Below are 25,226 nucleotides of genomic sequence, written 5' to 3'. Positions count from 1 at the left end.
ACCGGGCGACTACGGGAAGACCGGCACCCCGGCCCGCGTCAAACGCCAGTCCACCGACGCGAACCCCGCGGGATCGATCGACCCCTTCGCCTTCACCCACTGGATGATCGTGGTGCGGATCTCCTCGGAGTTCGACCACAACTGCTCGGCCTGCGGGACGTGCGGGAAGTTCCCCCCGCCCGAGGCCCGGTAGTTGTTCACCGCGAACACGAACCGCGCCGCCGGATCGACGGCCTTCCCCTGGAAGGACAGGCCCGAGATCCGCGACCCCACCGGCTGCGCGATGTCGATGTCGTACGTCAACCCGTACACCGCGTCGTAGTTGTAGTCCGGAACGCCCTCCGAGTTCGTCAGCTTCGCCGGATCCACCACGTCACCCGGAGCGGTACGCACGTAGTACCGCGCCGAGTACTCCAGGTAGTCCTTCAACTGGGCGCCGGTCAGCAACCTCGCCTCCAGGGTGTTCTCGAACGGGTACAACCCCGCCGCGTCCTTGATCGTCACCCGCCCGGCCGGGATCGACGCCGTCCGCGAGAAGCACGACGCCTGCGACAACACCGGCAGCGCCGCCCACTGGGTGCCCGCCAGGGCCGCCTTCACCGTCTCCGCCTGCACATGGTTGATCAGGTCGATGATCGGAACGTCCTTCACCGGACCCTCCTGCGAGGACATCGCGCCCGTCGACGTACCGATCACCTGGTTGACGTACGCGACGACCTTCCGGTGCTCGTCCGACAGCAACCCGGTGATCTTCGGGTCCTCCACCGCCGTGTTCGAGTTCAACACCTGCGCCCCGACCCTCGCCACCGACCACCGACCCCGCTCCCACACCAGGTCGAAGTCGAACAGCGTCAACCGCTGCCCCCACTTCAACGGCTCGGACAGCACCACGTCCTTACCGGTCGCCCTGTTCCTCACCCGGTACTCCGGGATCTCCGTGTGCGCGTGACCCACCAGGATCGCGTCGATCCCCGGCACCTGCTCCGCCACCAAGGCGGCCGCGTTCTCGATGTACGGCAACTGGTCCCCGTAGCTCGACGTACCGCTCGACCCCGAGTGCGCCGCCACGATCACCACGTCCGCACCCATCGAACGCAGCCGCGGCACGTACTTCGCCGCCTGCTCCTCCAGACCAGGGAACGTCATCTTCCCCTGCACGTTCGCCTTGTCCCAGATCGCGATCCCCGGGTTCGTCAGCCCCAACACCGCCACCTTCACGTCCCGCCCGTGCGGGGTCCGCAGCCGGTGCATGCTGTACGGCGGAAACGCCGGACGGAGCGACTTCGCGTCCAGCGCGTTCGCCCCCAGCAACGGGAAACGACACTGCTCCTGGAACTTGCGCAACACCGGGATGCCGTAGTTGAACTCGTGATTGCCGAGCGCCGCCGCGTCGTACCCCATCGCGTTCATCGCCTGCGCCATCGGGTGCACCGGACCCCGACGCGCCGTGATCGGGTCCACCTTCGCGTAGTAGTACGCGAGTTGCGTGCCCTGGATCGTGTCACCGGCGTCGATCAGCAGCGTGTTGCAACGCCCCTTGCGCGCCCGCACCTGCTCCACCAACGTGGAGATCTTCGCCAGGCCGACGTCGTTGTGCGCCTTGTCGTCGAACTCCTTGTCCGTGAAGTAGTCCCAGTTGAAGACATTCCCGTGCAGGTCGGTGGTCCCCATCACCGTGAACGAGTACGCGCGCGAACCGGACGGCCCGCCCGCCCCGGACTCCTCCACCGCGGCTGCCGCCGGGGTGCCCGAAGCACCCGCCAACGCCACAGCGGCACCTGTCGCAGCCGAAGTACCCAGAAATGTCCTGCGGTCGAACGCCATGCCGTCTCCCCTTTTGAGGCCTGTACAACGCGCGTAGATTCTGACCCACCGGTAACAAGTCACAACACCCCCGCCAGGTTTCGATCCGATGACCACACCCCGACGACCACAGTGCGAGAGTGAATCCATGACTCAGGACGCCACGCACCAGCCCTACGGAACCCCCGAAGTCCCGCGCGTCGCGGTCCGCGGCGAAGCCCGACTCGAAGTCGACCCCGAGATCGCCCGCATCGGCATCACCGTCAGCGCCCGCGGCACCGACCGCCGCAGCGCACTCGAAGACCTCACCCGCCGCAACAACGCCGTACTCGACCTCGTCAAGAGCTACGGCGACCCCGTCGAGAAGCTCGAAACCGGCGCCTTCTCCATCACCCCCGAACTCACCCGCCACGGCCGCGCCGAACGCGTCCGCGCCTACCACGGCCGCGTCCTCATCACCGCCGAACTGAGCGACTTCACCACCCTCGGCGAACTCACCACCCGCCTCGCCGACCTCGAACTCACCCGTGTCGACGGCCCCTGGTGGGCCCTGCGCCCCACCTCACCCGCCCACGGCCGCGCCCGCCGCCAAGCCGTACTCGAAGCCGTCCAGCGCGCCCGCGAATACGCCGAAGCCCTCGGCGCCCGACTCGCCGCCCTCGTCGAACTCGCCGACCTCGGCGCCGAGAACGCCGCCCCCTTCGCGGGCGCCCCCGGCTCCGGCATGCGCACCATGGCCTACGGCGCCCCCGCGGAACCCGTCGGCGCCCCGCCCCTCGACCTCGAACCCCAGCGTCAGACCGTCTACGCCCAAGTGAACGCCCGCTTCACGATGACCCCTCCCCAGCTCTGAGACCCCCCCACAAACCCTCTCCGCAACCCTCTCCGTGCCGCCCCGGGGGTGCTCATCGGAGCACCCCCACGCACATTCAACAATTGTCAACAACCTTTTGCCGAACGGTTGTTGATTGGACACCCGGAACCAATTTCCTACTCCCTGGTAGGGGCATACGCTCGTTTCATGCGCCGAGCAAAAATCGTTTGTACCCTGGGGCCCGCCACCGACTCGTACGACCAGATCAAAGCCCTGGTCGAAGCCGGAATGGACATCGCCCGCCTCAACCTCAGCCACGGCACCTACGCCGAACACGAGGAGCGCTACCAGCGCGTACGCAAGGCCTCCGACGAGACCGGCCGCAGCGTCGGCATCCTCGCCGACCTTCAAGGTCCGAAGATCCGACTCGGCCGCTTCCGCGAAGGACCGGTACTCCTTGAACGCGGTGACGAATTCACCATCACCGTCGAAGACCACGAAGGCGACCGCCACACCTGCGGCACCACCTACAAGGGCCTCGCGGCGGACGTCACCACGGGCGAACGCATCCTCGTGGACGACGGCCGCGTCACCCTCCAGGTCACCGGCGTCGACGGCCCCCGCGTCCACACCCTCGTCATCGAGGGCGGCATGGTCTCCGACCACAAGGGACTCAACCTCCCCGGCGTCGCGGTCTCCGTCCCCGCCCTCTCCGAGAAGGACCTCGACGACCTCCGCTGGGCCCTGCGCACGGGCGTGGACGTCATCGCCCTGTCCTTCGTCCGCAGCGGCCGTGACATCGAGGACGTCCACCGCGTCATGGACGAGGAAGGCCGCCGCCTCCCCGTCATCGCGAAGATCGAGAAGCCCCAGGCCGTCGACAACATCGACGACATCGTCGCCGCCTTCGACGGCATCATGGTCGCCCGCGGCGACCTCGGCGTCGAAATGCCCCTGGAACAGGTCCCCATCGTCCAAAAGCGCGCCGTGAAACTCGCCAAGCGCAACGCCAAACCCGTCATCGTCGCCACGCAGATGCTCGACTCGATGATCGACAACTCCCGGCCCACCCGCGCCGAGGCCTCCGACGTCGCCAACGCCATCATCGACGGAACCGACGCCGTGATGCTCTCCGGCGAAACCAGCGTCGGCAAATACCCCGTCGAGACCGTGCGCACCATGGCCCGCATCGTCGAAGCCGCCGAGGAAGACATCCTCGCCAAGGGGCTCCCGCCCCTCACCGAGCGCAGCAAGCCCCGCACCCAAGGCGGCGCCGTCGCCCGCGCAGCCGCCGAAATGGGCGACTTCCTCGGCGCCAAGTTCCTCGTCGCCTTCACCCAGAGCGGAGACACCGTCCGCCGGCTCTCCCGCTACCGCTCACCCATCCCCCTCCTCGCCTTCACCCCCGACCCCGCGACCCGCTCCCAACTCAACCTCACCTGGGGCGTCGAGACCTTCCTCGGACCCCACGTCGAGTCCACGGACGCCATGGTCGACCAAGTCGAGGAAGAACTCCTGCGGATCGGCCGCTGCGTACCCGGCGACATCGTCGTCATCACCGCCGGCTCACCCCCCGGCGTCACCGGCTCCACCAACCTCGTCCGCGTCCACCACATCGGCGACGCCGTCAGCTGACGACACCCTGTCGTCAAGACGAGCCCCGCCGGAGAACCTCGGCGGGGCAGCCCTCACCCCCCCCGGTCGGTGAGGGGGGCACCCCTCACGTCAGACGGGTGCGGGAATCGATGCTCCAGTGGTTGGACGCCAAGATCCGCCCCGCGAACTCCACCTCGCGCGTACCCTCGAACCGGAAGCCCAGAGACCGGCACATCCCGTTCGAAGCGTCGTTCCCCGCCGCCGGAAACGCGTGCACCACACCCCAACGACCGTCTTCGCCGGCCTGTTCCAAGACGGCATGGACGGCACGTTTGCCGATGCCCCGCCCCTGGAACTCCGGCAACACCATCCACCCGATCTCCGACACCGGCCCGTCCCCGGAGTCGTGGGACCACAGGGTCACGGTCCCCGCCACCACCGCGGGCACAGCCGGATCGGGGACGATCATCTTGGTCCAGTCGACATCCGCCGCCGCCCTGCGGACATCCCGTTCCACCTTCTCCTCCATGCCCTCCCGCGGCAACGGCCCACCCAGGTCGGCCATCATCGCGGGATCACACCGCATCCGGACGTACGCCTCGACATCGCCGAGCTCCACATCGCGCAACAGCACCGTCAACTCCCTTGCATCGCTTGAGGCCGAGCGGAGCGGTACAAACGCCCCCCACGACACCTTGACCTCAACCTCAGTAGAGGTCCTACCTTCAACCACATGGACATCAAGCCCTACCCCCAGGAACGACTCGCCGCCCAAGCCATCGGCTACTGGAGCCGCGAAGCCGCCAACCTCGTCATCACCGGCCTGCGCACCGCCCTCGCCGACGAACACCTCACCCAACCCCACTGGTGGATCCTCAACCACGTGGCCGGCGCCCCCGGCGCCTGGACCCGCGCCACCCTCACCGGGAAACTCACCCGCTTCGACGACCAGAACACCGACTTCGAAGCCGTCTACGACGACCTCACCACCCGCGGCTGGCTCACCACCACCGGCGGCACCCTCGCCCTCACCATCGAAGGCGAAGCAGGCCGGCTGCGCGCCCATGACCGCAACGCGGCCGTCCACGCCCGCATCCGCCACGGCATCGACACCCCCACCTACGCCGCCACCATCGACACCCTCCGCCGCATGGTCGCCAACCTCGGCGGCGACGCCGACCTCCCCTGACCACGCCCACTGTCGGACCCGGCCGATACGGTCCCCCTATGGGCTTCACCAGCGCTTGGGCCATCAGCAGCCACCCCGACGACACCATCGCCGAACTCGCCGCCCGCCTCCTGCCCGCCATGCGCGCCGACCACGAGCACCCGGAAGCCCAACGCCGAATGCGCCGATGGCAACGGGCACCCCTCCCCGACCACCGCACTTGGTACGAGGGCGACCAGGCTGCGATCGAATCGTTCCACGCCCTCACCGCGCCCGGCGGCCACCTCGACGACGTCTGCGCCGGCGCCGCGGACCCAGCCTTCTACGTCGTCGACGACGTCTGGGAGGGCCAGGGCCAGGACGGCATGTTCATCTCCGTCCACCGCAAGGAGTACGCCGTCGCCTCCCTCTTCCACGCCATCGGACCGAGCCGGGCGACGCTCCTGCCGGGCTGGTGCGGCAACTTCGTGCTCCCCTCCGCGCAGGTCCGCCGGCGCCTGCCCGACGTGGAGCGGGCGTTGACCTTCACCCCGTCCGAGCGCGCCCGCGCCGAAGCCCAGGACTGGCTGGACTACGGGAAGGCCGAGGAATCCGTCCTCGAGGGCCCGTTGCGCGTCTGGCGCACCGCCGCCGGGATGGGCGAGGGCCTCTGCGGCCTGGCGGTCCACCTCTGCTAGTACTTGGGCCCGATGTGCGCGTCCATCAGGGCCACGGAGGCCTTGGGGGCGACGGACACGTTGAAGGGGTCACTGCCCCGGGCCAGGACGGTGTACCGCACGCCGACCTTGGTCAGGGTGTCCGTGCAGAGCCGCCGGATGTCGTCGGACTTGTTGGTGAAGAAGTACCGGGGGTACTCGTACCGTTTTCCGTTCCGCACGGTCCAGTTGGTGACCCGGCACCCGTCGGAGTGGATCAGCCCCCGCAGGAACTCCCAGGGGTGGGCGTCGACGATCGCCTGCTGCCAACCTTCGAGGACGATCCGCCGCTCGTGCTTCTTGCCGGGGCCGTGCTGGGGGAACATGCACGTCCAGTGCCGCCCGTAGCTGGTCACGGCCACACATCCCTGTTTCCGCAACAGGTAGACCTTGTCGCCGGGGCGTACGGCTGTGATCGCGTCCCGGCACCGCTCGATGAGGCCTGGCCACGCGTCCGCGCAGGCGATCCGGAGGTGGTGCCCGCCCCGGGGGTGAGGGCTGATGCACCCGTCACCGAGGTAGAGGCCGAGCAGATAGGCGTAGGCGGGGGTGTCGGTGGGCGTCGAGCAACGCGCTGCCTGATTGAGCAGGTGGGGTGGCGGTTCGAGCCGGACGTGCCAGGCACGGATGGCCGACCGGGATATGCCGGTCTCTTTGCTGACGGAGTTCAGGCTGCGTCCGCCGGCGAGCAGCCCGAGCACGTGGTTGCGCGTGAGCATGTCGTACATACGTCCGACGCTGACGTGGGCGTTTCGTCCGCGCAGCCGATTTCGACGGGCTTCGCCGGAACGAGTGAAGGTCACGCGCTTCACGCGTGACCTTCGAAAATAAGGAAAAGTGCCCCGGGTCGGACTCGAACCGACACTGAATGGGTTTTGAATCCATCGCCTGCTGCCAATTGGGCTACCGGGGCCCGACGAATCAAAGGTTACCCCCGACCCGCTGCGAGACCACCTTACCGCAGCTCGGTAGGCTCATGGGAGTTTGAATGCCCCGCAACGAGGAGCCACCCGTGACCGCCGAGCACGAGTCGACGCCCACGCCCGACGCCGACCAGTCGCACGTTCCGCCGCTGACGACCCGCGTCGTCATCGCCGAGGACGAGGCGCTCATCCGTCTCGACCTGAAAGAGATGCTCGAAGAGGAGGGGTACTCCGTCGTCGGCGAGGCCGGGGACGGCCAGGCCGCCGTCGAGCTGGCCCGGGAGCACCGGCCCGACCTGGTGATCCTCGATGTGAAGATGCCGGTCCTCGACGGGATCTCCGCCGCCGAGAAGATCGCGGAGGAGTCCATCGCCCCGGTCCTGATGCTGACCGCGTTCTCGCAGCGCGACCTGGTGGAGCGGGCCCGGGACGCCGGGGCCATGGCGTACCTGGTGAAGCCGTTCAGCAAGAGCGACGTCGTCCCGGCCATCGAGATGGCCGTCTCGCGCTTCGCCGAGCTCAAGGCGCTGGAGAAGGAGGTCGCCGACCTCTCGCTGCGGCTGGAGACCCGCAAGCTGGTGGACCGGGCGAAGAGCATCCTGCAGACGCAGTACGGCCTGACGGAGCCGGCGGCGTTCCGGTGGATCCAGAAGACCTCCATGGACCGTCGCATGTCCATGCAGCAGGTCGCCGAGGCGGTCATCGAGGACGCCGAGGAGAAGAAGCAGAACGCCGCCCAGTAGGGGCGGGAACGCGCGTGAGGCCCGTCACCGGATCGCGGTGGCGGGCCTCACGTATGTGGAACGGCGGAGGGGTCAGTCCTCGCCGAGGTAGGCCTTGCGGACGTCCTCGTTGTGCAGGAGTTCCTGGCCCGTGCCCGAGAGTACGATCTTGCCGATTTCCATCACATGAGCCTGGTCGGCCAGTGAGAGGGCGGCTTGGGCGTTCTGCTCGACGAGCAGGATGGTGGTGCCGGTGGCCTTGAGCTCGACGATCGTGGCCATGATCTTCTGCATCATGAGCGGGGAGAGGCCCATCGAGGGCTCGTCCAGCATGAGCAGCTTGGGTTGGCACATGAGGGCGCGGCCCATGGCGAGCATCTGCTGTTCGCCGCCCGAGAGGGTGCCGGCGGCCTGCTTGCGGCGCTCTCCCAGGATGGGGAAGAGGTCGTAGGCGCGCTGGATGTCCTTCTCGATGCCTTCCTTGTCGGAGCGGAGGAACGCGCCGAGCTGGAGGTTCTCGGTGATCGTCAGGCGGGGGAAGATGTGGCGGCCCTCGGGGGAGTGCGCCAGCTTCATGGAGACGATCTTGTGGGCGGGGACGTTGGTGATGGGCTTGCCGTCGAAGGTGACGCTTCCCGCGGTGGGCTTGAGGAGCCCGGAGAGGGTGCGCAGGGTGGTGGTCTTGCCGGCGCCGTTGGTGCCGACGAGGCAGACGATTTCGCCTTCGTTGACTTCGAAGGAGATGCCCTTGACGGCTTCGATCTTGCCGTAGGCGACTTTGAGGTCTTCGACCTTGAGCAGTGCGGTCACTTGGCCTCTCCTTCCGTGCTGGTGTCGCTGGTGGTGCTGCTGTCCGCGTCGGCCGTGTCGTCCGCGTCTGCGGTGGTGTCCGCTTCCGCTTCCGGCTCCGGCTCCGCTGCCGCGTCGGCTGCCGCGTGGGCTTCGGCGGCTTCGACTGCGGCGGCTTCGGCCGCGCCGGGGTCGCCTTCGAAGGGTTCGCCGAGGTAGGCGGCGATGACGCGTTCGTCTCCCTGGACTTCGGCCGCGGTGCCTTCGATGAGCTTCTCGCCTTGGACGAGGCAGGCGACGCGGTCGCAGAGGTTGAAGATGAAGCGCATGTCGTGCTCGATGACGAGGACGGCGATGCCCATGTCGCGGATGGCGAAGATGAGTTCTTCGGCGGTGCGGGTTTCCTGGGGGTTCATGCCGGCGGTGGGCTCGTCGAGGAGCAGGAGGCCGGGGTCGCTGGCGAGGGCGCGGGCGATTTCGAGCTTGCGCTGTTCGCCGTAGGGGAGGTTCTTCGCCAGGTGCTGGGCCTTGTGTTCGAGGCCGATGAATTCCAGGAGTTCCATGGCGCGGGCTTCGCTGGCGGCTTCGGCCTTCTTGAAGCCGGGGCCGCGTACGAGGGCCGACCAGAGGCCTTCCTTGGTGCGGGTGTGGCGGCCGACGAGCACGTTTTCCAGGACCGTCATGTTGGCGAAGAGACGGATGTTCTGGAAGGTGCGGGCGATGCCGGCCTTGGTGACGAGGTGGGGCTTGGGCGGCAGGACGGTGCCCTTGTAGCTGACGGTGCCCTCGGTGGGGACGTACAGCCCGGTGAGGCAGTTGAAGAAGGTGGTCTTGCCCGCGCCGTTGGGGCCGATGAGGCCGACGATCTCGCCCGCGTTGACTTTGAGGTCGACGGAGCGGACCGCGGTGAGGCCGCCGAAGCGCATGGTGACGCCGCTGGCTTCGAGGACGGTTTCGCCGGTTCGGACGGCGGTGGGGGTGGTGTTCTCAGTGGTGTTCGTCATGGTGTTACGCCCCCGCCTTGGCGGTGGCCAGGTCCGTGGGGGCCTGGTCAGCGGTGTCGTCGTGGTACTCGAGTTGCGCGCGCTTGTTGGCGATGAGGCCTTCGGGGCGGAAGCGCATGAGGATGATGAGGGCGATGCCGAAGCCGAGGAGCTGGTAGTCCTGGAGGAAGGACAGCTTGGCCGGGATCAGGAAGAGGAGCGAGGCGCCGAGGATGGGACCGCGGATGGTTCCCATGCCGCCGAGGATGACGGCGGCGAGGAGGAACGCGCTGTTCGGGGGCACGGGGCCGGCGAACTGGTACATCTCGGGGACCACGGTGTGCTGGACATGGGCCTGCACGGTGCCGGCGAGGCCGGCGAGGGTGGCACCGAGGGCGAAGGCGATGAGCTTGACGCGGAAGCCGTTGATGCCCATGGCGGTGGCGGCGGTCTCGTCCTCGCGGATGGCGACCCAGGCGCGTCCGATGCGGCTGCTGCCGGCTCGGCTGAAGACGACGACCACGAGGACCATCACGAGCAGCATGAGCAGGTAGTAGTTGGCGTAGGCGCCGAGTTCGATGCCGAAGACGGTGTGGGCCTCGCCGAAATTCCAGCCGAACAGTTCGAGGTCGGGGATGTTGGTGATGCCGTTCGGCCCGTTGGTGATCTTGGGGCCGGAGACGCCGTCGAGGTTGCCCATGGCGATGCGGAAGATTTCTCCGAAACCGAGGGTGACGATGGCGAGGTAGTCGCCGCGCAGGCGGAGGGTGGGTGCTCCGATGATGACGCCGAACACCAGGGAGGCGAGGGCGCCGGTAAGGACGGCGGCCCAGAAGGGGAACTGGATGTGGAAGGCGGAGGACGCGCTTCCGGAGACCAGGGCGGCGGTGTACGCGCCGACGCCGAGGAAGGCGACGTAGCCGAGGTCGAGGAGCCCGGCGAGGCCGACGACGACGTTGAGGCCGAGGGCGACGGTCGCGAAGATCAGGATGTTGACCGCGAGCAGCGTGTAGGTGTCGCCGCCCTGTTGGGTGAGGGGGAAGGCGATGGCTGCGACGAAGGCGGCGATGACGGTGATCTGCCGGTTGTTCGCCGTGATCGCGGACAGTCGGGCGTTGAGGCCGGACTTGGTGAGGGCGAACGCGGCGAAGGCGACGAGGATCAGGTACGCGGTGAAGAGCTGCGGTTCCTTGTCGTTGGTGCCGATGCCGAAGGTGATCACGTAGAGGCCGAGGGCGAAGACGGCGACGATGATCAGGATCTCGGCCCAGGAGGACAGCTTCTTGGCCGGTGCCGGCTTCCGTGTGTCGTCGGGGAGCTTGTACGCGGCGAGCGCCGGGACGAGGGTTCCGATGACGGCGACGTAGGCGCCGGGTTCCAGGTGGACGAGGCCGCCGAGGACCCACGCGATGGCGAGCACGGTGTAGAGGGCGGTCGCGAGGGTGCCGAGGGCGAGGATGTACAGGGCCTTGCGGGAGCCGGCGGGGGTGAGCCACCCGAGGCCCTTGACGCCGAGGGCGGAGAGGGCGTGCAGGGCGGTCAGGACGGCGCCGACCAGGGTAAGGATCTGCAGGGGGGCGGGATTGCCGTAGATCGTCAGGTCACCGGGGAACTGCGTGGTCCACGTCCAGGCCAGGAAGGTCGAGACGATCGCGACCAGGCTGCCGCCGATGACGGCGTAGAGCAGGGCGGTGCGGGAGGTCACGGCGGTTTCGCCGGCCGCGGTGGTGTCCAGGGTGGTGGCTTCGTTGGTCATGGTTCTCACGCCCGATCCGCGACGCGTTCGCCGAGCAGGCCTTGTGGCCGCACGAGGAGGACGACGATGAGGAGTACGAAGGCCCAGACGTTGGACCAGGCGCCACCGCCGAGCTGCTGCATGCCGGGGATGTGTTCGATGTAGGCGATCGACAGGGCTTCGGCGAGGCCGAGGACGATGCCGCCGACCATGGCGCCGTAGATGTTGCCGATGCCGCCGAGAACGGCGGCGGTGAAGGCCTTGAGGCCGAGGATGAAGCCCATTTCGAAGTTGATCTGGCCCTTGTCGAGGCCGTAGGCGACGGCGGCGACGGCGGCGAACGCGGCACCGATGGCGAAGGCCATGACGATGATGCGGTCGGTGTTGATGCCCATCAGCTTCGCGGTGTCGGGGTCCTGCGCGGTGGCCTGCATGGCGCGGCCGCTGCGGCTCTTCTGGACGAAGATGCCGAGGGCGAGCATGCACAGGGGCGCGAGGATGAGGACGAACGCGTCGGAGCGCTGGATGGAGAGGTTGGACGTGATCTTGAAGGCTTCGCCGGTGAACTCGGGGAAGCTGACGGCCTTCTTGGCGTCGGGGTAGAAGCCCCAGACGAGCTGCTGAAGGACGATGGACAGGCCGATCGCGGTGATGAGCGGGGCCAGTCGGGGGGCGTTGCGGAGGGGGCGGTACGCGAACCGCTCCGCGGCGGTGGCAACGGCTACGGAGGCGAGGGCGCCTCCGACGATCATGAGCGGTATCGCCACCAGCAGTGAGGTACCGCTCGGGAGGGCGGTGTAGATGGTGACGGCACCGAAGCCGCCGATCATGAAGATCTCGCCGTGGGCGAAGTTGATGAGCTGGACGATGCCGTAGACCATGGTGTACCCGATGGCTATGAGGCCATAAAGGGCACCGAGGGCAAGGCCGTTGGCCAGCTGTTGCGGCAGTTCGTGCACCGCAGGGCCTCCGATGAGCGTGTCGGATATGACTCCGCGCGAGGGCGCTGTTTGCGCCCTCGCGCGGGCTGGTTCATTTGGTGTGGGTCAGGCGGTCGGAGCGTGGGTCTTACTGGTTGAAGGTGTCGCTCTTGACGTCGACCCACTTGCCGCCCTCGACCTTGTAGACCGTGAGCTGCTTGTTGGTGGTGTCGCCGTACTGGTCGAAGGCGACCTTGCCGGTCACGCCGTCGAAGGAGACCTTCGCGAGGGCCTCGACGACCTTGGCGCGGGCGTCGGTGGGCAGCTTGCCGCCGTTGGCGGCGACGACGGCCTTGACGGCCTGGATGACGGACCAGCCGGCGTCGTAGGAGTAGCCGCCGTAGGCCGCGTACGGGTCCTTGTAGCCGGCCGCCTTGTAGTCGGCGATGAAGGTCTTGGCCGTGTCCAGCTTCTCGACCGGGTAGCCGATGGAGGTGGAGAGGTCACCTTCGTTGGCTTCGCCGGAAGCGGTGATGAAGGCGGGGTCCTGGATGCCGTCGCCGCCCATGAGCGGGATGTTGGCTCCGGTCTTCTTGACCTGGTCGGCGAGCAGGCCGCCCTCGGGGTACTGGCCGCCGAAGTAGACGGAGTCGGCGCCGGAGCTCTTGACCTTGTCCGCGGTGGAGGAGAAGTCGGTCTCCTTCACGGTGACGTGGTCGGTGCCGACGACCTCGCCGCCGAGCTTCTTGAACTCGTCGGAGAAGATCGCGGCCAGGCCGGCGCCGTAGGTCTGCTTGTCGTCGACGACGAAGACCTTCTTCTTGCCGGCGTCCTTGAAGAGGTACTGGGCGGCGAACTTGCCCTGGACCACGTCGGTGGCGGCGGTGCGGAAGTAGGTCTTGAAGGGGCGCTTGAACTCGCCCTTGCCCCAGTTGTCGCCCTGGCTGAGCGAGGGGTTGGTGTTGGCGGGCGAGACCTGCGCCAGGTTGGCCGCGCCGAAGACGCCCTGCATGGACTGGGAAACGCCCGAGTTCAGCGGGCCGACGACGCCGAGGACGTCTTTGTCGCCTACGAGCTTGGTGGCGTTGGCCTGGCCGGACGCCGGAACTGCCTGGTCGTCGAGGGCTTCGACCTTGAATTCGATGCCGGGGACTTCGTTGTTCTTGTTGGCCGTCTTGGCCGCGAGGTCAACGGAGTTCTTGATTCCCTGGCCGAGTGCGGAGAGCGAGCCGGTGAGGGGCGCGTCCACGCCGATAACGACGACGGTCTTCGAGCCGTCGGCCTTGTCCCCGCCCTTCGCCTCGTCGCGCGATCCGCAAGCGGTGAGGGTCAGTGCTCCCGTGGTGATCACGGTGGTGAGGACGAGCAGAGAACGGTGTCGCACGATTCTTCCTTTCCCTGGCGCGGCCCCCTCAGATGAGGTGCCGTTGGGTCGCCGGGCCGCACTGGGATGTCCACGGCCGTGCTGGTCGCGCCTTGCGGCGCGGTGACTGGCCGTGACTCTAGGCGGGGGTGGCGAGCGCGGGGAGCGGAGAAAGGAGGATGTGACTGTCTTGTTATGCCAAGGCCAAGAATGTGTGGTGAGAGTGTGGACAGATCGGACGTTTGGTCACCTGTGAGAACGTCCGCATGCTGAGAATTGGGAGTGCATCTAAGGCGCTTGAGGGTCTCATGCTCCTGTCATCGGGGTCGACGCGGTAAAAGTCGCGGTGTGTGTCCGAAGGAATCCGTGCGGTGCCATTCCGGCAGGGAAAAAGGGGATTCTGTGGGGCGTGTGCATTACTGACGGTAATTGCAGTTCTTGATCAACTTCGCCCTGGTCGATCTCCGCAGTCGCTGCGCACCGGATGTGACCTGCTGTTCCGTCTTCGCCGCGATGGTGCCCGGAAGCCGGACAGCGTGCGCGGTATTCCGGTCACTCAGGGGAGCGGGTGTCCGCGCTCGGGGGTCGCCAGTTCTCGGAGCTCCACGTCGCCCCGTTCTGGGCCGCGCAGCGTTGCGCGACGACGCGGTCGACAACCTCAAGTGCTTTGTCCAGTCCGGCCGTTCGCTCTTCGGCCCGGCCCGCCGCCACGGCGTCCTCGTGGATCGCGTACTGCTCGTTGGACAAGCCCTTCTGCTCCCAGTCGAGCCCGGCCCACTTACCGCCCTTGAGCGTCTCCTCGGCCCAGTACGAGACCAGGCTCGTGCAGATCTGGGCAGGTGAGCTGGGGCTGGGGGACGGTGGGGCGGCTGAGGGGCGGGGGGCTGAAGTGGCGCAACCGGCGAGGGCGAGTACCCAAAGGAGGGCGGCGGCGCCGTTCCGGACGGCTGTGCGTGGCGGGGTGCCCATGGGAGGGACGGTAAGCGGTCACCTTCGGTGACACAACAGTCGTGGGAGCGGCTGGTGCGGACTGGCGGATTCCGGGCGGCCGCGGCGGTGGTGCGGGTGGCGTGGGTGGTGCCATCCGGGACTGGTGCGGGCCGGATCCCGGGGGGCGGGAGCGCCCCGGGCCCGGACCCGCCTCCTTGGGCAGGCGGGCCCGGGCCCGAGGGCGGGTCGTGACGGGTTGAGGTCAGGAGCCGGTTCCCGCGGCCTCACCGGCCGGGGCCGCGTCGCGCAGGAGGCAGGTGAGGCGGGCCGTGCAGACGCGCTTGTCCTGGTCGTCGGTGATGACGATCTCGAAGGTGGTGGTGGAGCGGCCCTTGTGGACGGGGGTGGCGACGCCGGTGACCAGGCCGGAGCGCACGCCGCGGTGGTGGGTGCAGTTCAGGTCGACGCCGACGGCGATCTTGTCGATGCCGCCGTGCATCATCGCGCCGACCGAGCCGAGGGTCTCGGCGAGGACGGCGGAGGCGCCGCCGTGCAGGAGTCCGTAGGGCTGGGTGTTGCCCTTGACGGGCATGGTGCCCACCACGCGGTCGGCCGAGGCCTCCAGGATGCGGATGTCCATGCGCTCGCCGAGGTCGCCCGCCGAGAACAGGGCGGGCAGGTCGATGCCCAGGGCCGCGTACTGGTCGAGGACCTCCTGCGGGAACTTCACTGCGTGCTGCTCGCCCATGGGCCTGCTCCGTTCGTGTGTCAACGTTCGTTAACCATCTTGTCCTGGGGTCGTTCTATCAGGCCGGTTCGAAGCGCACGACGACGGACTTGCTCGCGGGGGTGTTGCTGGTGTCGGCGGTGGAGTCCAGCGGGACCAGCACATTGGTCTCGGGGTAGTACGCGGCGGCGCAGCCGCGGGCCGTGGGGTAGTGCACGACGCGGAAGCCGGGGGCGCGGCGCTCCACGCCGTCGGACCACTCGCCGACGAGGTCGGTGTAGGCGCCGTCGGCCAGGCCCAGCTCGGCCGCGTCCTCGGGGTGGACCATGACGACGCGACGGCCGCCGGTGATGCCTCGGTAGCGGTCGTCGAGGCCGTAGATGGTGGTGTTGTACTGGTCGTGGCTGCGCAGGGTCTGGAGCAGCAGCCGGCCCGCCGGGACCTGCGGGTACTCCACGGGCGCGGCGGTGAAGTTGGCCTTGCCGGTCGCGGTGGGGAAGCGGCGTTCGTCGCGCGGGGCGTGGGGGAGGCGGAAGCCCTCGGGGCGGGCGGCGCGGGCGTTGAAGTCCTCGAAGCCGGGGACGACGCGGGAGATCCGGTCGCGGATGGCCGCGTAGTCGCGTTCGAACTCCTCCCACGGGGTGCGCGAGGCGTCGCCGAGGACGGCGCGGGCGAGGCGGGCGACGATCGCGGGCTCGGAGAGCAGGTGGGGGGAGGCGGGCGGGAGGTTGCCGCGCGAGGCGTGGACCATGCCCATGGAGTCCTCGACGGTTACGAACTGCTTGCCGGAGGCCTGTACGTCCTTGTCGGTGCGGCCGAGGGTGGGCAGGATCAGGGCGCGCTTGCCGGTGACCGCGTGGGAGCGGTTCAGCTTGGTGGACACGTGGACGGTGAGGGAGGCGCGGCGGATCGCGGCCTCGGTGACCTCGGTGTCGGGGGTGGCGCCGACGAAGTTGCCGCCCATGGCGAAGAGCACCTTGGCCTTGCCGTCGCGCAGCGCCCCGATGGAGCGGACCACGTCGTAGCCGTGGTGGCGGGGCGAGGTGATGCCGAATTCGCGGTCGAGGGCGTCGAGGAAGGCGGCCGCGGGCCGTTCGAAGATGCCCATGGTGCGGTCGCCCTGGACGTTGGAGTGGCCGCGGACGGGGCAGACGCCCGCGCCGGGCCGGCCGATGTCGCCGCGCAGCAGGAGCAGGTTCACGACCTCGCGGATGGTGGCCACGGCGTGCTTGTGCTGGGTGAGTCCCATGGCCCAGCAGACGATGGTGCGCTCGGAGGCCAGGATCATGGCCAGGGCGCGCTCGATCTCGGGGCGGGTCAGGCCGGTGGCGGTGAGGGTCTCGTCCCAGTCGGCCTTCTTGGCGGTGGCCGCGAACTCCTCGTACCCGTGGGTGTGCTCGCGGATGAACGCCTCGTCGGTGGCGCCGTCGGTCTCGATGACGAGCTTGTTCAGGAGGCGGAAGAGGGCCTGATCGCCGCCGATGCGGATCTGGAGGAACAGGTCGGTCAGTGCCGTGCCCTTGAGCATGCCGAGCGGCTTCTGCGGGTTCTTGAAGCGCTCCGTGCCGGCCTCGGGCAGTGGGTTCACCGAGATGATCCTCGCGCCGGCGGACTTGGCCCGCTCCAGGGCGGACAGCATGCGCGGGTGGTTGGTGCCCGGGTTCTGCCCCGCGACGATGATCAGATCGGCCTGGTGGAGGTCTTCGAGGGAGACGCTGCCCTTGCCGATGCCGATGGTCTCGTTCAGCGCGGAGCCCGAGGACTCGTGGCACATGTTGGAGCAGTCCGGCAGGTTGTTCGTGCCGAACTCGCGGGCGAAGAGCTGGAAGAGGAAGGCCGCCTCGTTGCTGGTGCGGCCCGAGGTGTAGAAGAGGGCCTCGTCGGGGGAGTCGAGGGCGCGCAGTTCCTCCGCGATGATCTCGAAGGCCCGCTCCCAGGACACGGCCTCGTAGTGGTCGGAGCCCTCCGCCAGGTACATGGGTTGCGTGATGCGGCCCTGCTGGCCGAGCCAGTACCCGCTGCGGTCGGCGAGCTCGGACACAGGGTGCCGGGCGAAGAAGTCCGGGGTCACCCGGCGCAGCGTCGCCTCCTCCGCGACGGCCTTGGCGCCGTTCTCGCAGAACTCGGCGGTGTGGCGCTTGTCGCCCTCGGGCCACGCGCAGCCGGGGCAGTCGAAGCCGTCCTTCTGGTTGACCTTGAGGAGGGTGCGGGCGGTGCGCCGCAGGCCCATCTGCCGCTCGGCGATCTTGAGGGTGTGCGCGATCGCGGGCAGGCCCGCCGCCGCGTGCTGAGGGGGCGCGACCTGCGGCGCGTCCTGTACGGGATCACCTGCGGGCGGCTTGGTGGCCATGTCGCTCCCCTTCGAGCAATCGGACATCGCGTCGGCGGGGCCGCGCGTTCGCATATCGAAGCGATCCTGCCACGCCCCGCCGATATCCCGGGCGCTCGGCCTCGTCGTCAGACCGGCCGGCCCGGATTGTCACAGCGGACGCCTAGGATCGGAGGCGTGGCAGATTCAGCATCGAAGAAGACCGACCAGCCGACCGCAGCGGACCGCCCCCGCCTGATGCTCATGGACGGGCACTCCCTGGCGTACCGGGCGTTCTTCGCGCTGCCCGCGGAGAACTTCACGACCGCGACGGGCCAGCCGACCAACGCCATCTACGGCTTCGCGTCGATGCTGGCGAACACGCTGCGCGACGAGGCGCCCACGCACTTCGCGGTGGCCTTCGACGTGTCCCGCAAGACCTGGCGGGCGACGGAGTTCCCCGAGTACAAGGCGAACCGTTCCAAGACGCCCGACGAGTTCAAGGGGCAGGTCGAGTTGATCGGCGAGCTCCTGGACGCGATGAGGGTGCCGCGGTTCGCGGTCGACGGCTTCGAGGCCGACGACGTCATCGCGACGCTGGCCACGCAGGCCGAGGCCGCGGGCTTCGAGGTGCTGATCGTCACGGGCGACCGGGACTCCTTCCAGCTCGTCTCCGAGCACACCACCGTCCTCTACCCGACGAAGGGTGTCTCCGAGCTGACCCGGTTCACGCCGGAGAAGGTCGAGGAGAAGTACGGGCTCACCCCGCAGCAGTACCCGGACTTCGCGGCGCTGCGCGGCGACCCGTCCGACAACCTGCCGGGCATCCCGGGCGTCGGCGAGAAGACCGCCGCGAAGTGGATCACCCAGTTCGGGTCGTTCAAGGAACTGGTGGAGCGCGCCGAGGAGGTCAAGGGCAAGGCCGGGCAGAACTTCCGCGACCACCTGGAGTCCGTGAAGCTCAACCGCGTACTGACCGAGATGGTCAAGGACGTCGAGCTGGACAAGGCCCCCGCCGACCTGGCGCGCGTCCCCTACGACCGGTCCGCCGTCACCGGTGTGCTGGACGTGCTGGAGATCCGCAACGCCTCGCTGCGCGAGCGGCTGCTGGCGATGGACCCGGGCGCGGCCGAGGAACAGGCCCCCGCCCCGGCGGCCGGGGTGGAGCTCGACGGATCGGTGCTGGGCGCGGGCGAGCTCGTCGCCTGGCTGGACAGCCACGCCGGTGAGGCGCTCGGCGTCGCGACCGTCGACAGCTGGGGCCTGGGCCAGGGCAACATCAGCGAGATCGCGCTGGCGTCGGCCGGCGGCCCCGCCGCCTGGTTCGAACCGTCCGAGCTGGACGAGGCCGACGAGCGGGCCTTCGCCGCCTGGGCGGCCGACCCGGCGAAGCCCAAGGTCGTCCACAACGCCAAGGGCCTGATGCGGGTCTTCCCCGAACACGGCTGGACCCTCGCGGGCGTCACCATGGACACCGCGCTCGCCGCGTACCTGGTCAAGCCCGGCCGCCGTTCCTTCGCCCTGGACGCGCTGTCCAACGAGTACCTGCACCGTGAACTGGCCCCGGCCGCCGCCGACGGCCAGCTCGCCTTCGGCGCCGACGAGACCGCCGAGGCGGAGGCCCTGATGGCGCAGGCCCGCGCCGTGCTCGACCTGGGCGAGGCGTTCACCGGCAAGCTCGCCGAGGTCGGCGCCGTCGAGTTGCTCCACGACATGGAGCTGCCGACCTCCGAGCTGCTGGCGCGGATGGAGCGGGCCGGCATCGCCGCCGACCGCGACCACCTCGAAGGCATGGAGCAGCAGTTCGCGGGCGCCGTGCAGCAGGCGGTGAAGGAGGCGCACGCCGCGGTCGGCCACGAGTTCAACCTCGGCTCCCCCAAGCAGCTCCAGGAAGTGTTCTTCGGCGAGCTGGACCTGCCGAAGACGAAGAAGACCAAGACCGGTTACACCACGGACGCGGATGCGCTGGCCTGGCTCGCGACGCAGACCGATCACGAACTGCCCGTGATCATGCTGCGGCACCGGGAGCAGGCCAAGCTGCGCGTCACCGTCGAGGGCCTGGTCAAGTCGATCGCGGCCGACGGCCGGGTGCACACCAGCTTCAGCCAGACCGTCGCGGCGACCGGACGGCTGTCCTCCACCGACCCGAACCTGCAGAACGTGCCGGTGCGCACCGACGAGGGCCGCGCGATCCGCCGCGGCTTCGTCGTCGGCGAGGGCTACGAGTCCCTCATGACCGCCGACTACAGCCAGATCGAGCTGCGCGTCATGGCCCACCTCTCCGAGGACGAGGGCCTGATCGAGGCGTTCCTGTCGGGCGAGGACCTGCACACCACCGTCGCCTCCCAGGTGTTCGGCGTGGAGCGGTCCGCGGTCGACGCCGAGATGCGCCGCAAGATCAAGGCCATGTCCTACGGCCTCGCCTACGGGCTCTCCGCCTTCGGCCTCTCGCAGCAGCTGAACATCGAACCCGCCGAGGCCCGCGGACTGATGGAGACCTTCTTCGAGCGGTTCGGCGGCGTCCGCGACTACCTCCAGCGCGTCGTCGAGGAGGCCCGCGCCACCGGGTACACCGAGACCGTACTGGGCCGCCGCCGCTACCTGCCCGACCTCAACAGCGACAACCGGTTGCGCCGCGAGGCGGCCGAGCGGATGGCGCTGAACGCGCCCATCCAGGGCACCGCCGCCGACATCGTCAAGGTCGCGATGCTGCGCGTCGACCGAGCCCTCACCGAGGCCGGGCTGACCTCGCGCATGCTGCTTCAGGTCCACGACGAAATCGTGCTGGAGATCGCCCCGGGCGAGCGGAAGAAGGTGGAGGAGCTGGTGCGCCGCGAGATGGGCGCCGCCGTCGACCTGCGCGCCCCGCTGGACGTGTCGGTGGGCGTCGGCCCGGACTGGGAGTCCGCCGCGCACTGATCCCGGCCCGCACCGCCGAGGCGCCCGTCCCCGCTACGCCATGGGGACGGGCGTTCGCGTCTCCTCGTCGCCGCGGTACCGGTCGCCGTGCCCGTCGCCGTCGTGCCCGTCGTCGCCGTGCCGATCGCCGTCGTGCCGATCGCCGTCGTACCGGTCGCCGCTGTGCCCGTCGCCGCGGTGGCGCAGGCGGACGAGGGCCCCGTAGAGCAGCAGGGCCACGATGAGACCGCCGCCCGCCCCGAAGCAGACGGTCGGGATGATGTCCAGGGGCGTACGGACGCGGTCGAAGAAGGTGAAGTAGCGCATCACCCGAAGCGTGACCCCCGCCCCCACGCACACCACCGCCAACGCGACGGCGCACCAGACCTCCACCCGCCCCGCCGGGGGCACGGACGGCGGGACGGGTGACACGGGCAGGCGGCGCAGGCCCGTCACCGTGAACCACAGCAGCGCGCAGGCGGCCAGCGCCGAACTCCCGTACTGGAGGAAGGAGTAGAGGGGCAGCCCGAAGGCGAGCGGTTTCCCCAGCGCGGGCAGCGCGTTGGTTCCCCACCGGTCGAGGTGGGTGAAGCTGTCCCACACCACGTGCGTCAGGGAGCCGAGCACCGCCGAGAGGTAGAAGCGGAGCGCGAGCGCCGGGCCGCGGCGACCGGCGCGCCAGTCCTCACCCCGCAGGAAGGAGTACGCCCTGCCCTGCCAGGCGCGCGGCAGCAGGGCGATCAACGGCTCGCGCAGGAGCAGCCAGCAGGCGGCCAGGGCGACGGTCAGCGCTGCGTCGGCCGTCACCACGCCGAGGAGGGAATGGGTGAAATCGCCGTACCCCATCACGCCCTGCACGATCGCGTCCAGGAAGTAGAACGTGTCCGGTGCGAAGGAACCCAGCACCAGTGCGGACGCGAGGAGGGGCCCGCGGGCACGCCCGGTCCGCCGGACGGCCGGAAGTACGGCTGCCGCGTGGCTGAGTGTGAACGGCATGGTGCCCCTTCCGGTCCCCGAACGGTCCGGACAGTATGCGCGAGCTGCACATGACGTGGGGAATTCGTGAAGTCCCCCCTGCTGTACGTGCCTTGTGCAGGCAGTTGACGTAGGGTCACGCGGACGTCGACGGGGAGGAGTCAGGCTCATGCGGGGACGAATATCGGCCCGGTTCGGTTGGCTGCGCAGGAGCGGCGCCGCCGCCCTGGTCTCCGCGCTGGTGGTGGCCGCGGTGACGGCCTCCCAGGGGCCCGCCTCGGGAACCGAGGGCCGGGCACCGGTCGCCGCCGGCGAGGGTCGCGGCGCCTCCGCGACCGCCCCGCAGGGCGGGGACTCCGCCTACTCCACCGAACTGCCGCCGCCCGTCGGGCCGCAGCCGTCCGAGGACCCCACGCCATCACCCGCGCCCGCACGAACGGCCGCGGAGCCGCACACCGAGCCGGTGGCCCTGGACGGGGCGGCGGGCGCGCGGGGGATACCGGCGAGCGTGCTCGCGGCGTACCGGCGTGCCGAGCGGAAGATCGCGGACACCGACCCCGGATGCGGACTGCCCTGGCAACTGCTCGCGGCCATCGGCAAGATCGAGTCCGGGCAGGCCGGAGGCGGCCGGGTGGACGCCGCGGGCACCACCCTGCGGCCGATCCTCGGTCCCGTGCTCGACGGCAACGGCTTCGCGAGCATCAGTGACACCGACGGGGGCGCGTACGACGGCGACGCCCGCTATGACCGGGCCGTCGGGCCGATGCAGTTCATCCCGTCCACCTGGGCGGCCTGGGGTCAGGACGGCAACGGCGACGGCCGCCGCGACCCGAACAACGTGTACGACGCGGCGCTGGCCGCCGGGCGCTACCTGTGCGCGGGGAGCCGGGACCTTCGGGTGGGCGCCGACCTCGACCGCGCGGTGCTGTCGTACAACCAGTCCGGGGAGTACCTGAGGACCGTCCGGTCCTGGTACGCGTACTACCTGTCGGGGACGCGCGAGGTCCCCGACGAAAGTGGCACGGGCGCCACCGGGACGCCCGGAGCCAAGCCGACGCCCACGCCCACCCCTACGCCGACACCTTCTCCGGTCCCCACGCCGACGCCCACGCCCACCCCTACCCCTACACCGAGCCCCAGCACCACCCCGAAGCCGTCTCCCACGCCCACCCCCACCCCGAAGCCCACCCCGAGCCCCACCACCACCCCCACACCGAGCCCCAGCACCACCCCGAAGCCGTCTCCCACGCCCACCCCCACCCCGAAGCCCACCCCGAGCCTCACCGCCACCCCGAAGCCGTCTCCCACGCCCACGGCGAAGTCCACCCCGGCGCCCGGTCCCACGCCCTCCCCGAGCGGTCCGCGCCGGTTCGAAACCCCGTAGACGAACGGTTCTCATCTCCGCCCCGCGTTGCTACGGTGCCCCCTCTCTGACACCCCATCAGATCCGGAGGCCCCGCATGCGCGCACTCGTCGCCGCCGCCATCGGGCTCACCGCCGCGCTGGCCCTCGTCCTCGCCGTCACGGCGCTCGGGGTGCCCGAAGGCAAGACCTCGCCCAAGCCCCTGCTCACCACCGCGCCCGCCGCGCCCGGAAAGTAGAGGAGGGCCCGGCCGTGCGACGCAGAGCGAGTCTCGTCCTGCTTGCCGTAGCCGTGTTCTGCGCAGCCCTCGCACCGCTGCTGCGCTGGTACGCGTACCCCCGCCTCGCCAAGATCCCGCCGAACCAGTACCAGGAGATGGTCCTGGAGGCGAAGGACGCCACCCTGCTCGACTACACGGCCGGCATGCAGCCGAAGAAGGTCGACAAGGTCACGATCGTCCAGACGCTCAAGGGCAACGTCGAGGCGTCGAAGGAGATCGAGGCGAGCGCCGGCAAGGACGTCGTCGTCTGGGACACGCTGTCCTACATCATGGGCCCGGACGGCAAGATGGTCTCCCGCATCCCCGAGCGGTACGTGTTCGACGCGCACACCCAGGACCCCGTGCACGCCACCGGCGAGATGGTCGACGGGGACCCGGTCAGGCGCGAGGGCATCGAGTTCAAGTGGCCGTTCTTCACAGAGCCGCGCGACTACCTCTACTTCGACGCCCAGACGCGCAGTTCCTCACCGATCCACTACGTCGGCCCACGCGTGTTCAAAGGCATGGACGTCTACTACTTCGAGCAGACCGTGCCCTGGACGAAGGTCCCCCTGCCGAAGAAGATGCCGATCGAGGGCATCGACCCCAAGACGTTCGAGGAGAGCACCGGAACCAGCCTCTGGTACACGGTCAAGGCGATGTTCTGGGTCGACCCGGTGACCGGCGCGCCCGTCAACGCCGAACAGCGGATCCGGCAGGAGATGCGCGGCGGCATCGCGGCCGGTGAGCCCGACGGAAGGCTGACCGTCTTCGCCGGGGACGTGAGGATACGCCCGGACTACTCCGCCTACACCGTGGACCTCGTGCGGTCGAACCGGGTGAAGGTCCTCGCCCTGCACACCTACGCCCCTCTGGGCCTGACGGTCGGCGCACTCGCCTTCCTCGCGCTCGCCCTGTGGCTGGAGGCGCGCGGCCGGCGCCGCGACGCGCGGCCCACGGCGGAACCCGCCGGCTGAGCGGACACCGAACCCGCCGGGCGGCCCCCTGCGGAACCTCCCGGCCGGGCGGACGCGGACCTCACCGCCCGAGCCGGGCGTTGGTGTGCCGGGTCGGCAGGGCGGTCGCGGGGTCCTCCGGCCAGGGGTGTTTGGGATAGCGGCCGCGCAGCTCGGCGCGGACGGCGCGGTAGCCGCCCTGCCAGAAGGAGGCGAGATCGGCCGTGACGGCGGCGGGCCGCCCGGCCGGCGACAACAGGTGGACGAGGACGGGTACCCCCGCCACCCGCGGGGTCTGCGCCAGCCCGAACAGCTCCTGCAGCTTCACCGCGAGCACGGGCTGCTCTCCCGTGTAGTCCACCCGGATACGGGAACCGCTGGGCACCTCGATCCGCTCGGGGGCGAGCTCGTCGAGCCGGGCCGCCTCACCGGTCGCCCAGGGCAGCAGCCGGTTCAGCGCCGGACCGGCGTCGATCCGCGCGAGGTCGGCGCGGCGTCGGGCGCGCGACAGCTCGGGCTCCAGCCAGTCGTCGGCCCGCTCCAGCAGCGCCGCGTCATCCGTCACGTCGGGCCAGGCGCCGCCCAGCGTGCGGTGCAGGAAGTCCAGCCGGGCGCGCAACGCCCGCGCGTCCGGGGACCAGCGCAGCAGTCCGAGCCCCTCGGTGCGCAGCCCGTCGAGGAGGGCGTCGCGGACCAGCCCGGAATCGGGGCCGCGCAGGGGCCGGGTGACCAGCTCGACCGCCCCGAGCCGCTCCACCGCCCGGGCCACCACGTCCCCGCCCTCCCAGCGCACCTCCTCCCCCGAGGTCAGCAGGTGCGCGGCGGCGGCCCGGGCCGTGTCCTCGTCCAGGACCGCGGCCAGCCGCACCCGCGCGGAAGCGGAGTGCGGGCCCCGGTCCGCGACGGCCACGGCCAGCCAGGGCGCGGTACGCAACGGCGACCCCTCGCCGAGTTCGGCCCCCGTCCCGGAAGCCATGAGGAAGGCTCCGCCGCCCTTGGCCTTCGCCACGCGCTCGGGGAAGGCGAGTGCGGCGATCAGGCCGGCGGCGACCTCGTCGGGGAGGGAGCCGGGGCTCCGGTGCGCGGCCCCGCTCTCGGTGGGGGCCGGGGTGGGGGAGAGCCCCACGGCTTCGCCCACCGCGCGTTCGAGGCGGCGGGTCTCCGCGCGCCAGCGCCCCGCGTAGGAGTCGCCGCCGTGCCCGGCCGCGCGCCACGCGGCGGCCAGGTCGTCCCCGTACCCGCGCGGCGGCTCCTCGCCGAGCAGGGCCACCAGCTGCGCGGCCCGCCGCGCGCCCAGCG

22 protein-coding genes and 1 tRNA gene are annotated in these 25,226 nt (G+C 69.8%); 9 read left to right on the top strand and 14 right to left on the bottom strand.

Annotated elements, in window-relative coordinates; genetic code table 11:
* Nucleotides 1-9 precede the first annotated feature (9 nt).
* A complete protein-coding gene (locus E6R62_RS33155; protein WP_136217197.1) occupies nucleotides 10-1,824 on the bottom strand; it encodes a bifunctional UDP-sugar hydrolase/5'-nucleotidase in 1,815 nt (604 codons plus the stop codon).
* A gap of 127 nt (nucleotides 1,825-1,951) precedes the next feature.
* Here E6R62_RS33155 and E6R62_RS33150 point away from each other — a divergent pair, with 127 nt between their 5' ends.
* Both E6R62_RS33150 and pyk read left to right on the top strand, forming a co-directional pair.
* Nucleotides 1,952-2,656: an SIMPL domain-containing protein gene (locus E6R62_RS33150; RefSeq protein ID WP_136217196.1), complete on the top strand. Its 705-nt coding sequence runs from the start codon at nucleotides 1,952-1,954 to the stop codon at nucleotides 2,654-2,656.
* Nucleotides 2,657-2,824: 168 nt separating this feature from the next.
* Entirely contained in the window at nucleotides 2,825-4,252 is a 1,428-nt protein-coding gene (gene pyk, locus E6R62_RS33145) for a pyruvate kinase (protein WP_136217195.1), read from the top strand.
* A gap of 85 nt (nucleotides 4,253-4,337) precedes the next feature.
* Here pyk and E6R62_RS33140 read toward each other — a convergent pair whose 3' ends face one another.
* Entirely contained in the window at nucleotides 4,338-4,847 is a 510-nt protein-coding gene (locus tag E6R62_RS33140) for a GNAT family N-acetyltransferase (protein ID WP_136217194.1), read from the bottom strand.
* Between the two features lie 99 nt (nucleotides 4,848-4,946).
* Between E6R62_RS33140 and E6R62_RS33135 the strand changes: the two genes are divergently transcribed.
* Both E6R62_RS33135 and E6R62_RS33130 read left to right on the top strand, forming a co-directional pair.
* Nucleotides 4,947-5,402 carry a MarR family transcriptional regulator gene (locus E6R62_RS33135; RefSeq protein ID WP_136217193.1) on the top strand — a complete coding sequence of 152 codons (456 nt, stop codon included), beginning with the start codon at nucleotides 4,947-4,949 and terminating at the stop codon, nucleotides 5,400-5,402.
* A 38-nt stretch (nucleotides 5,403-5,440) separates the two neighbouring features.
* Nucleotides 5,441-6,058 (top strand): hypothetical protein, encoded by a 618-nt coding sequence (locus tag E6R62_RS33130; protein ID WP_136217192.1) that lies wholly within the window; start codon nucleotides 5,441-5,443, stop codon nucleotides 6,056-6,058.
* Here the strand turns inward: E6R62_RS33130 and E6R62_RS33125 are convergent.
* Nucleotides 6,055-6,804: a transcriptional regulator gene (locus tag E6R62_RS33125; RefSeq protein WP_136217191.1), complete on the bottom strand. Its 750-nt coding sequence runs from the start codon at nucleotides 6,802-6,804 to the stop codon at nucleotides 6,055-6,057. The two genes, E6R62_RS33130 and E6R62_RS33125, sit on opposite strands and share 4 nt — an antisense overlap.
* 110 nt (nucleotides 6,805-6,914) lie before the next feature.
* Nucleotides 6,915-6,989, bottom strand: a tRNA-Leu gene (locus E6R62_RS33120).
* 75 nt (nucleotides 6,990-7,064) lie between these two features.
* Between E6R62_RS33120 and E6R62_RS33115 the strand changes: the two genes are divergently transcribed.
* Complete coding sequence (locus tag E6R62_RS33115; RefSeq protein ID WP_136217190.1) at nucleotides 7,065-7,742, top strand: ANTAR domain-containing response regulator; 678 nt, start codon at nucleotides 7,065-7,067, stop codon at nucleotides 7,740-7,742.
* A 72-nt stretch (nucleotides 7,743-7,814) separates the two neighbouring features.
* Here the strand turns inward: E6R62_RS33115 and E6R62_RS33110 are convergent, their stop codons facing one another.
* The 8 genes from E6R62_RS33110 to E6R62_RS33075 form a co-directional block, all read right to left on the bottom strand.
* Entirely contained in the window at nucleotides 7,815-8,531 is a 717-nt protein-coding gene (locus E6R62_RS33110) for an ABC transporter ATP-binding protein (protein WP_136217189.1), read from the bottom strand.
* The gene (locus tag E6R62_RS33105; RefSeq protein WP_136217188.1) at nucleotides 8,528-9,514 is read right to left on the bottom strand and encodes an ABC transporter ATP-binding protein; all 987 of its coding nucleotides are present in this window, start codon (nucleotides 9,512-9,514) and stop codon (nucleotides 8,528-8,530) included. The genes E6R62_RS33110 and E6R62_RS33105 overlap by 4 nt, the downstream gene beginning before the upstream one ends.
* 4 nt (nucleotides 9,515-9,518) lie before the next feature.
* Nucleotides 9,519-11,249 carry a branched-chain amino acid ABC transporter permease gene (locus E6R62_RS33100; RefSeq protein WP_136217187.1) on the bottom strand — a complete coding sequence of 577 codons (1,731 nt, stop codon included), beginning with the start codon at nucleotides 11,247-11,249 and terminating at the stop codon, nucleotides 9,519-9,521.
* A gap of 5 nt (nucleotides 11,250-11,254) precedes the next feature.
* Nucleotides 11,255-12,187 carry a branched-chain amino acid ABC transporter permease gene (locus E6R62_RS33095; RefSeq protein WP_136217186.1) on the bottom strand — a complete coding sequence of 311 codons (933 nt, stop codon included), beginning with the start codon at nucleotides 12,185-12,187 and terminating at the stop codon, nucleotides 11,255-11,257.
* A 109-nt stretch (nucleotides 12,188-12,296) separates the two neighbouring features.
* The gene (locus tag E6R62_RS33090; protein ID WP_136217185.1) at nucleotides 12,297-13,532 is read right to left on the bottom strand and encodes a branched-chain amino acid ABC transporter substrate-binding protein; all 1,236 of its coding nucleotides are present in this window, start codon (nucleotides 13,530-13,532) and stop codon (nucleotides 12,297-12,299) included.
* A 531-nt stretch (nucleotides 13,533-14,063) separates the two neighbouring features.
* Complete coding sequence (locus E6R62_RS33085) at nucleotides 14,064-14,480, bottom strand: hypothetical protein (protein ID WP_136217184.1); 417 nt, start codon at nucleotides 14,478-14,480, stop codon at nucleotides 14,064-14,066.
* A 223-nt stretch (nucleotides 14,481-14,703) separates the two neighbouring features.
* Nucleotides 14,704-15,189: a PaaI family thioesterase gene (locus tag E6R62_RS33080; protein WP_136217183.1), complete on the bottom strand. Its 486-nt coding sequence runs from the start codon at nucleotides 15,187-15,189 to the stop codon at nucleotides 14,704-14,706.
* A 58-nt stretch (nucleotides 15,190-15,247) separates the two neighbouring features.
* A complete protein-coding gene (locus E6R62_RS33075; protein WP_136217182.1) occupies nucleotides 15,248-17,518 on the bottom strand; it encodes an FdhF/YdeP family oxidoreductase in 2,271 nt (756 codons plus the stop codon).
* A 156-nt stretch (nucleotides 17,519-17,674) separates the two neighbouring features.
* On the opposite strand from E6R62_RS33075, the gene polA reads away from it, so the two are divergent.
* The gene (gene polA / locus E6R62_RS33070; protein WP_136217181.1) at nucleotides 17,675-20,395 is read left to right on the top strand and encodes a DNA polymerase I; all 2,721 of its coding nucleotides are present in this window, start codon (nucleotides 17,675-17,677) and stop codon (nucleotides 20,393-20,395) included.
* 33 nt (nucleotides 20,396-20,428) lie between these two features.
* On the opposite strand, the gene E6R62_RS33065 is transcribed toward polA, so the two are convergent.
* Nucleotides 20,429-21,370, bottom strand: a complete 942-nt coding sequence (locus E6R62_RS33065; protein ID WP_136217180.1) for a DUF4184 family protein — start codon at nucleotides 21,368-21,370, stop codon at nucleotides 20,429-20,431.
* Between the two features lie 148 nt (nucleotides 21,371-21,518).
* Between E6R62_RS33065 and E6R62_RS33060 the strand changes: the two genes are divergently transcribed.
* From E6R62_RS33060 to E6R62_RS33050, 3 genes are all read left to right on the top strand, one after another.
* Complete coding sequence (locus tag E6R62_RS33060) at nucleotides 21,519-22,733, top strand: lytic transglycosylase domain-containing protein (protein WP_136217179.1); 1,215 nt, start codon at nucleotides 21,519-21,521, stop codon at nucleotides 22,731-22,733.
* A gap of 76 nt (nucleotides 22,734-22,809) precedes the next feature.
* Nucleotides 22,810-22,950, top strand: coding sequence for an SPW_0924 family protein (locus E6R62_RS33055; RefSeq protein ID WP_206308923.1), 141 nt, complete (start codon nucleotides 22,810-22,812; stop codon nucleotides 22,948-22,950).
* Nucleotides 22,951-22,964: 14 nt separating this feature from the next.
* Nucleotides 22,965-23,948, top strand: coding sequence for a DUF3068 domain-containing protein (locus E6R62_RS33050; RefSeq protein ID WP_136217178.1), 984 nt, complete (start codon nucleotides 22,965-22,967; stop codon nucleotides 23,946-23,948).
* Nucleotides 23,949-24,009: 61 nt separating this feature from the next.
* Here E6R62_RS33050 and E6R62_RS33045 read toward each other — a convergent pair.
* Nucleotides 24,010-25,226: ATP-dependent helicase C-terminal domain-containing protein (locus E6R62_RS33045; RefSeq protein WP_276615676.1), on the bottom strand; the 1,217-nt coding region annotated here is incomplete at its 5' end.

Origin of the sequence: Streptomyces sp. A1136, assembly GCF_004795055.1 — a bacterium.
Lineage (GTDB): Bacteria > Actinomycetota > Actinomycetes > Streptomycetales > Streptomycetaceae > Streptomyces.
The sequence above is the reverse complement of the archived record's forward strand: the minus strand, read 5'-3'. Positions and strand labels throughout refer to the sequence as shown.